This is a genomic window from Pandoraea sp. B-6 (genome assembly GCF_000282835.1).
Lineage (GTDB): Bacteria > Pseudomonadota > Gammaproteobacteria > Burkholderiales > Burkholderiaceae > Pandoraea > Pandoraea cepalis.
Window position 1 is genome coordinate 24,352 of record NZ_KB290564.1, and the last position, 8,490, is coordinate 32,841.

Below are 8,490 nucleotides of genomic sequence, written 5' to 3' on the forward strand. Positions count from 1 at the left end.
GCACGTCGTCAACGACGGACGCGCAGGCGCGCGGGCCGTCGGCCTTGCGCCAGCACGAGAGCGCACGGCGCGGCGTCACGCCCAGCGCGGCCAGGCGCAGGTTTTCGCGTACAGACAGATTCTGGAAGAGCGCCGTCACCTGGAACGAACGCGCAATGCCGCGTTGGACACGCCGGTAATCGGCTTCGGTGGTCACGTCGTGACCGTCGAACAGGATGCGCCCGCCGGAGACGGGCACCGTGCCGGTGAGCATGTGAAACAGCGTGGTTTTGCCCGCGCCGTTCGGACCGATGACCGAGTGTACCGTGCGCGGGGCCACTCGCAGATCGACGCCGTGCAGCGCGGTGAACTTGCCGTAGCGTTTGACGATGCCGGCGGCTTCGATGAGAGCGTCGCTCATGTCGGGTCTCCCTGCGTATCCAGTTTGCCTTTGGGCCCGCCGCGCTTGCCAGTGATGCGACACCACAGCGATTCGCCTACGCCCCAAAGTCCGCGATGCATGAACAGACTCACGGCGATGAGCAGCAGGCCGAGCAACAGCAGCCAGCGCGGCCAGAGCGTGGAGAGCCAATCGGCGGCGAGCACGTAGAACGCCGCGCCCAGCACTGACGCGAAGAGATTGCCCGTGCCGCCGATCACCGTCATCACGAGGATCATTTCGCTCGAGTGGTACTCGATGTTGGACAGCGGTGCGATGCCCGTCATGAGCGCGTGCAACGCTCCGGCCAAGGCCGTGACGGCACCCGAGATGGCGAAGGCCACGAGTTTGAAGGTCTTCACGTGATAGCCGACGGCGGCCGCGCGGGCCTCGTTGTCGCGAATGGCGAGCAGCGTGCGGCCGAACACGGAATCGGCCACGCGCAACAGCCCCGCGAAGACGATCAGGAAGACGACGGCGACGAAGGTGTAGTACTGCCAGGGCGTCTCGAGCGGGATCAGCGTCTTGCCGCCCAATGCGAGCGACTGGCGCGGGATGTCGAGCAGCCCGTTGTCGCCGCCCGTCCAGTCCGTCGCGGTGTAGGCCACGAAGTAGAACATCTGCGCGCACGCCAGCGTGAGCATCACGAAGTAGGTACCCTTCTGCCGGATCGCGAAGCTGCCGACGATGGCCGCGACCGCAGCGCCCAACACGATCGATGCGACCACGGCGAGCGGCATGGGCAGCGCCCAACGCGTGAGCAGAATACCCAGCGTGTAGCTGCCCAGGCCGAAGAAGATGCCCTGTCCGAACGAGAGCAGACCGGTGTAGCCTAGCAGCAGATTGCAACCGAGCGCGGCCAGGGCGTAGATGAGCACTTCAGTCGCGAGCGTGCCCGAGGACAGCGTGACCGGCAGGATCAGCGTGACGGCGGCGGCGAGCAGCCAAAAACGGTAACGTACCAGCATCATCCCCTCCCGAGCAGGCCGTGCGGGCGCATGAGCAGCACCGCTGCCATCGCCACATAGATCATCAGTCGTGCGCCTTCCGGCCAGATCGTGCTCATCAGGCTTTGCACGATACCGATCACGAGGCCGCCCACGAGCGCCCCGGCGAAACTGCCCATGCCACCGATGACGACCACCACGAAGGCGATGCCCAGCGCCTCGATCCCCATGAACGGGTCGACACCGCGCACCGGCGCCGCCAATACCCCAGCCAGCGCGGCAGTGCCCGCGCCGAGCGCGAACGCAAGGCTGAACACCCGGAACACGTTGATGCCGAGCAGCGACACCATCTCGGACGACTCGCTGCCCGCGCGCACCGCACTGCCCAGGCGCGTGCCTTCGAGCAGCCACCAGAGCACGGCGGCGAACACGACGGTGAAGCCGATGAGGAAGAGCCGGTACTTCGGATAGATGAAGCTGCCCCACATCACCACGCCGTCGAGCGCCGCGGGCACGGCCACGTTATCGCCGAGCGGGCCCCAGACGATGATGACCAGTTCCTGCACGACGAGCGCCAGGCCGACCGTGACGAGGATGTGAAACTCGTGCGCTTTCTCGTAGATGCGCGACAGCAGCAGTTTCTCGGCGATCCATGCGAGGGCGCCGACGACGATCGGGCAGACGATCAGCGCGAGCCAGAACGACAGGCCCCATTGCATCGCCTGGTAGCAGCAATACGCGCCGAGCACATAGAAGGCCCCGTGCGCGAAGTTCACGAAGCGCAGCAGGCCGAAGATGATGGATAACCCGACGGCGAGCAGGAAATACAGCATGCCGATCCCGACGCCGTTGATGACCTGCAGAATATAGACGTTCATGCGCGTCCCGGAGAGCTTGGGTGGACGTGGAGCACCGTGCGCCGTCCGGCTTTCGCCGCGCGGCACAGACGACACTTGCGGGGACGGCCAGGCGTCCCCGCGAGCGACACGGCGTGAGCGTTCGCGCAGCGGCGGCGCGCTGCGCTACCCGCTCAGGCCAGCTTGCACTCGGTCTTGTCGAGCGGCAGGAACGATTTCCCGGCGCTGACAATGTCGGCGAAATCGTCGGCGTTGCGCATTTTCGACTTGGCCTTGCCCTTGAGCAGGTAATAGTTCTTGAGCACCTGGTGGTCACCCTTGCGGATCTCTTCCGGCCCGGTGAGCCCGTCGTACTTCATGCCTTCCATCGCGGCGATGACGGCCTTCGGATCGGCGCTGCCGGCCTTGATCATGCCGTCGAGCATGAGCTTCGTGCAGATATATGAGCCCGCGAGGCTGTAGTTCGGGTTCTGCTTGAAGCGTGCCTGCGTGCGCTTGACGAGATCGAGGTTCAGCGGCGAGGCCACCGCGTGCCAGTACTGCGCGCCGAAGTAGACCCCGTCGCACAGATCGGCGCCGAGCGTCTCGAACTGCTCCAGGCCAGAGGCCCACGCCATCAGGATCGTGCAGTTGTTCTTCATGCCGAAGCTCACGGCCTGACGCAACGTGTCGGACGATTGCGAGCCGAAGTTCAGGAGCAGCAGCACGTCGGGCTTGGCGGCGACCGCGTTGGTGAGATAGCCCGAGAACTCCTTCTCCGACAGCGAGTGGTAGCTGTTGCCAACGTGCTCGATGCCTTTTTCCTTGAAGACGTTCTTCGCGGCCGTGAGCAAGCCTTCGCCGAACACGTATTGCGGCGTAATCGTGTACCAGCGCTTGGCCTTGGGCATCGATTCGATGAGCGGGCGCACCGTTTGCTCGATGGCGCCGAAGGTCGGCACCGACCAGCGGAACGTGGCGCTGTTGCAGTCCTTGCCCGTGATTTCGTCGGCGCCGGCCGTGGTGATGAATATGCCGCCGGCCTTCTCGACTTCCTTACCCATGGCGAGCGCTTCGGACGACAGAATGCCGCCCGCGAAGAAGCGCGCGCCCTTCTGCTGCGCGATTTCCTGCACGCGACGGATGGCCGTGGCGGGCTTGCCTTCGGTATCGAGGGTGGTATAGGCGAGCGGTCGGCCAACGACCTTGCCGTACTGCTCGACAACGAGCTTCATGCCCAGATCGGCAAACTTGCCGTTGGCCGCGAACGGCCCCGACATCGGTACCGGACACGCCAACTGGATGGCGCCGGTGGTTTGCGCGAACACATCGCGCGCGGAGATCAAGGAGGCAGGCAGAGACGCCGCAGCGGCGAGCTTCAACAGTTCACGACGATTCAATTGGGTCTCCAGGGAAGGGAGCAATCGTTCATGGGGTGCAAACGTGCAGCGCGTCGCACGCCGACCGGCCGGCGATCCGAGAATGGATCTGCGGCAGCGACCTGAGTGTGACAGCTGACAACGTCCGGGGCCTTATCCCTATCCGTCATATTTATTATGATAAATAGGATGAATTTGATCGTAGGTATAATATTTCGGGGTGTCAATCGGAAAAAATTCTCATCCGGCACCGCCGGTAGAACACGTTCGCAAGCCGGCAAGCCACGTGAACGGACCCTTGTGAGGCGCCTTATGGCACGAGATGCGCAGACGGTGAGAGAGCCGTTGGAAATCAAACAACAAAAACGTGGCGATCTGGTCGCCGAAGCCATCAAGCGCCTGATAACCGAAGGCAACCTGCTGCCTGGCGATCGTCTGCCGCGCGAAGTGGAATTGCAGCAGATGTTCGCGGTATCGAAGAGCACCATTCGCGAAGCGCTCAAGTCGCTCGAAGTGCAGGGTCTCATCAAGGTGAGCACTGGTCCGTCGGGCGGCGGCATGGTGGTGGAGGTGCCGCTCGATCGCACCTTCCAGCTCATGCAGAACTACCTGTTCTTCAAGGAAGTGAGCATCGACGACATTTACACGGTGCGCCAATTGCTTGAGCCGGAGCTAGCCGCGGGTGCGGTGCCGCATCTGACCGAGGCCGACTTCGACGCGCTGGAACACAACATGGCGTGTTGCAGTCCAGCGTCGCACGACCGGCGCGAATTGCTGCGCCAGCGTCAGGCCGATATGGACTTCCACGACATTCTCGCGGCGGCCAATCCCAACAGCTTTCTGCGGTTCACCTGCGAACTCGTCAACGAGATGATTCGCCAACTGATTGTGTTCGGCAACGAGACGCCGCGGCGCGAGCACGAGAAGTTCGGTACGGCGAACGTCGATATCCATCGTCGGATTACTGACGCGGCGCGCGCAGGGGATTCGCAACGCGTGCGTGAACTCATGCAGGTTCACATGCAGGAAGCGCGCACCTATATCAAGCGGATGAACGGGAAACTGCGCGGTCGTCTCATTCTCGATTCGGACATCGTCGACATGCAGCAGCGCGTGCGCTCGCAACTCGCGACGAACGCGCCGCGTGCGCCGGCGGGCGAGGGAAAGCGTGTAGCGAAGCCCGCGACGAAGCCTGTCGTGAAGCCGGCCGAGAAGCCGACGACGAAGGCCGTCGGGAAGCCGTCAGCAAAGCCGAAGACCCCCGGCACGAAGGCCGAAGCGGCGACGAAGACTGCGCCCGCGCGCAAACGTCGTACGGGGTCGAGTTAAGGCGGGCCGGGGCGGACGCGGGGCGTTGCGCGCGCCGACAACTCAGGGCGAGATCGGCGCCGGTTGTTGTTGCGTGCAGCAGTGAATCCCGCCTCCGCGCCGCGCAATGCCACGCAGCGGCACCTGCGCGATGCGTCGGTCGGGGAACGCCTGCTGCACGATGTCGCGCGCCTGCGCGTCCGCCGCCGGATCGCCGAATGACGCCATCACTACGCCACCGTTTGGCAAATAGAAATTCACATACTCCGGCGCGAAGTCGGGATCGTCCGCGACGGCGGCGGGCAGCGCGTCGAAGTCGATGCAGGGCAGCAGGCCGATCTCGAAGGGCCGCCCGCGGGCATCGCGCGCCAGGCGCAGCGCTCGCAGGTTTTCCCTCGCCTCACGCGCCCATTCGTCATTGCCGTCGGCCCCGGTGGCGAGCAACACGCTAGGGCGCACGAAGCTCGCGATGCCGTCGACGTGACCGTCGGTGATCGTATCGAGTCGCGAGCCTGGCAACCACACGACGTGCGTCACGCCCAGCCAATGACGGAACACGTCTTCCGCCTCACGCCGCGTCAGTCCGGGGTTGCGATTCGGATTGAGCACCGACGTCTGCGTCACGATCAGCGTGCCCTCGCCATCCACATGCCACGACCCGCCCTCGGCCACGAGCGGCATCGACGTCGTGGCCACGTCGAGCGCCAGCGAGACGCGTTTCGCGAGCTTCGGATCGGCGTCCGGCATCGGCCGGATCTTCTGTCCCCAACCGTTGAAGTTCCAGCGCAGCGCGTGCAGTGCCCCGGCGTCGTCGAGCACGAAGGTCGGGCCGTTGTCGCGCATCCAGTGATCGTCGACGGGCATCGGGTGAAGTGTGGCGCTGGCCGGCAGGAGGCTGCGTGCTTCGTCGAGATGATGCGGATCGACCGCCACATGCAACGGCTCAAAGTGCGCGATCGCGTGGGCCATGCGTCCCAGCTCGCCGACGACCTCATGCCGGCGGGCGCCCGACATGACCGTGTGGCTCGGCCACGCCATCCAGCAGGCGGCATGCGGATGCCACTCGGGCGGCATCCGCCAGCGGCCGGCGGCGTTCGCGTGCGTCGCGACTAGTGTGTGGTGAGGGGGTGTCATCGTTCGCGTGACCGTGAGTAAAGTGCCGCCAGTGTAAGCGGCTCACGCTCGGCGCGGGGCGCGTCAACGGGGCGGGGAATCGGCCAAATGGACGGAGAGCCGCTTGAGTGCACGTACCTGGCGTAGCGCCACGCGAAAATCGCTCGTCGAGATTAGGCCAATGCCGCCTTCGTCATCGTCAAGCGGCTGTCCGTCGCGTTCATAGACCACGAGTGCGCCGATGCCTACCGGCGTGTTGTACAGCTCGTGCCACGAGAACATGACGGTGTAGCCGTCGGCACCCTGCGCCAATACGAAGGCTCGCGTGAAGTCGCGTGCGTGCGGCAGGCACAGTTGCGCGATGTCGAGCAGTGCGCTCAGCCTGACGCCTTTGTATTCGCTCGCGCAGCGCACCATTCTGCCTGACAGGCAGACGACGTCGAGCGGCCCGGTCAGTTGCGTCGGCAGGCGCATCAGCGCGCAGAGATCGAACGAGTAACGACGCTTGACGCAGCCGGAGACGACCACTTCCCGCGATACCAACGCGTGAGGCGCCGCGGGTGCGAGGTGCGCGAGCGGGAGGGGAGGCAGGGGACTCACCGAAGCGGGCGGTGCACCGCTGGCGGTGAGGCGAGTGTCTGGCGAGGCGCCGTCGGGCGCGCGCATGGAGTCGAGAGACATGTCGGTTCGGTGGTTGGGCGTGGGGGCACCGGTCGCCGCAATATAGCGGCCGGGCCCCGCACGGACATACGTCGCGCCTGATAGCCGCTATTCGCTTGCCCGTGCCCGATCAGCTACCGTAGCGGGCGGTGCGCAGGACGGGCCTGCGCGCGAAAACGTCGGCGATCACCGCGCGCGCCTCCTGCACGTCGGCGAGGGTCTCGCCGCCTTGCAGTGCGTCGAGCGCTGCACGCAGCACGGCCACGTACTCGGCATCGCCCGGCGCGTTGCCTCCGCCCAGGCGCAACAGACTGACGGATGCGCGCAGGGTGAGCATTGGCGACGCCTGCGCCTGCGCGATCTGCAGTGCATGCTCGAGCCACGGGCGCACGGCGTCGTCGGGATGATGACCTGCGCGCAGAAAACTCCCCTTCTGGCGCAGGAATTCCGCTTGCCAATGGGCGTCGCTGCGGCGCGCGGTCACATGGGTGCCGCGTTCGGCCGCATGCAGTCCGAGCGCAATGTCGCCCGTGCCGGCACACGCTTCCACGAGCAGCCCGAAGAAGATGCCCTCGACGCCGCCCATGATTTCGCTTAGGCGTCCTACGCTGTCGGTAATGCGCTCGAGGCCGCTCACGTCGCCGCGTGAGGCGAGCGCCCAGCCGCGAATCGTCTGTCCGGCGAGTGCCCAGAGCGCCACGCCGGTCTCCGACGCGACTTCGATGGCCTCGCTCGCCAGCGCTTCGGCGGAGGCGACCTCGCGACGCAGGCGTCGCAGCATCGCGGCAAACACCAGGGCGAACGAAAAGGAATAGCGGCGGCCTTGTTGACGCCCCATCGCCAGCGCCGCTTCGCTGGCCGCGAGCGACGCGTCGTGCCGTCCGACGAACCAGTACGCCCACGAGAGGAACGAGAGTGCGGTGATGCGCGCGTCTTCGCCCAGGCCGGTGTCGGCGTGCTCGGGACGATAGTGGGCCAGGCTGCTTTCCAGCGCCGTGACCGCGCCGCCGAAGTCGCCGTGGCAGCACAGGCTGTTGCCCAGCGCGTAGTAAGCATGGGCTAGCAACGGTGCGGCACCGGCCTGTTCCGCGATGAGGATGAGCTTGCGTGCGAGTTCGATGCTGCGCTCGAAGCCGCTCCAGGAGCTCGAGCCGAGCCACAGTCCCCAGAAGACCGGGAACAGCGCGACGTCGTCGCCCATTGGCTGCGCGAGCGCGAGGGCCGTCTCGAAGTTGTGGCGCGCCGGCTCTGAGCCATAGCCGTGCAGCGAGACGAGCGGCACGCCGAGCGCCATGCGCAGTTGCAGCTCGCGCTGTGCGGTCTGAGCACCGGTGCCGGTCTGACGCAGCACGTCGAGCGCGCTCTGGTAGTGCGCACACGCTTCGCGGAACGCCTGGCGCCCGGTCGCATACTCGCCCGCGAGACGGTAGTGCTCGATGGCGGCGTCCGGTTCGTCGGCCTGACGGAAATGCCAGGCGAGCACTTCGGGTTCGGTCTGCGCGGCGGCGGCGTGCTCGCGCATGGCGAGCGCGATTCGGCGGTGCGCGTCCTGACGGCGTTCCTGCGGCTGCGCGTCGTAAGCGGCCTTGTGCAGCAGCGCGTGGCGGAAGACGTAGCGGCCATTGTCCTGTCGCTGCACCAGTGCGCAGGCGGCGAGCGTGTCGAGCGCTCGCTCGACGAGCGCCATCGAACGCCCGCTCGCGGCGGCGAGCAGATCGGCCTGAAATGCCGGGCCGAGACACGAGGCGAAGTGGGCGACCGGCTTGGCGCTGCCCGCCGCGTCGATACGCGCCATCATCAGTTCCTGAAGGCTCGCGGGCATGGGCATG

General features: G+C 66.0%; 7 protein-coding genes and 1 pseudogene. 1 reads left to right on the forward strand and 7 read right to left on the reverse strand.

Annotation, left to right across the window (positions count from 1 at the left end; genetic code table 11):
- The 4 genes from A985_RS29595 to A985_RS0122805 form a co-directional block, all read right to left on the reverse strand.
- Nucleotides 1-400, reverse strand: a 400-nt coding sequence (locus tag A985_RS29595) for an ATP-binding cassette domain-containing protein (RefSeq protein WP_039830743.1), incomplete at its 3' end; no start/stop codon positions are given.
- A complete protein-coding gene (locus A985_RS0122795; RefSeq protein WP_017235691.1) occupies nucleotides 397-1,386 on the reverse strand; it encodes a branched-chain amino acid ABC transporter permease in 990 nt (329 codons plus the stop codon). The genes A985_RS29595 and A985_RS0122795, both read right to left, overlap by 4 nt.
- Nucleotides 1,386-2,243 (reverse strand): branched-chain amino acid ABC transporter permease, encoded by an 858-nt coding sequence (locus A985_RS0122800; RefSeq protein WP_017235692.1) that lies wholly within the window; start codon nucleotides 2,241-2,243, stop codon nucleotides 1,386-1,388. Before A985_RS0122800 ends, A985_RS0122795 begins: the two co-directional genes overlap by 1 nt.
- 152 nt (nucleotides 2,244-2,395) lie before the next feature.
- Nucleotides 2,396-3,601, reverse strand: coding sequence for an ABC transporter substrate-binding protein (locus tag A985_RS0122805; protein WP_017235693.1), 1,206 nt, complete (start codon nucleotides 3,599-3,601; stop codon nucleotides 2,396-2,398).
- A 291-nt stretch (nucleotides 3,602-3,892) separates the two neighbouring features.
- Here A985_RS0122805 and A985_RS26730 point away from each other — a divergent pair.
- Nucleotides 3,893-4,735, forward strand: a pseudogene (locus A985_RS26730) (FadR/GntR family transcriptional regulator); the annotation flags it as partial.
- A 216-nt stretch (nucleotides 4,736-4,951) separates the two neighbouring features.
- Here the strand turns inward: A985_RS26730 and A985_RS0122815 are convergent.
- The 3 genes from A985_RS0122815 to A985_RS0122825 form a co-directional block, all read right to left on the reverse strand.
- Nucleotides 4,952-6,022 (reverse strand): agmatine/peptidylarginine deiminase, encoded by a 1,071-nt coding sequence (locus A985_RS0122815; protein ID WP_083902411.1) that lies wholly within the window; start codon nucleotides 6,020-6,022, stop codon nucleotides 4,952-4,954.
- 63 nt (nucleotides 6,023-6,085) lie between these two features.
- On the reverse strand, nucleotides 6,086-6,682 hold the full coding sequence (locus A985_RS26735; protein ID WP_157211561.1) for a molybdopterin-dependent oxidoreductase: 597 nt from the start codon (nucleotides 6,680-6,682) through the stop codon (nucleotides 6,086-6,088).
- Between the two features lie 109 nt (nucleotides 6,683-6,791).
- Nucleotides 6,792-8,490 (reverse strand): hypothetical protein (locus A985_RS0122825; RefSeq protein WP_017235697.1); only part of this gene is annotated, 1,699 nt, incomplete at its 5' end.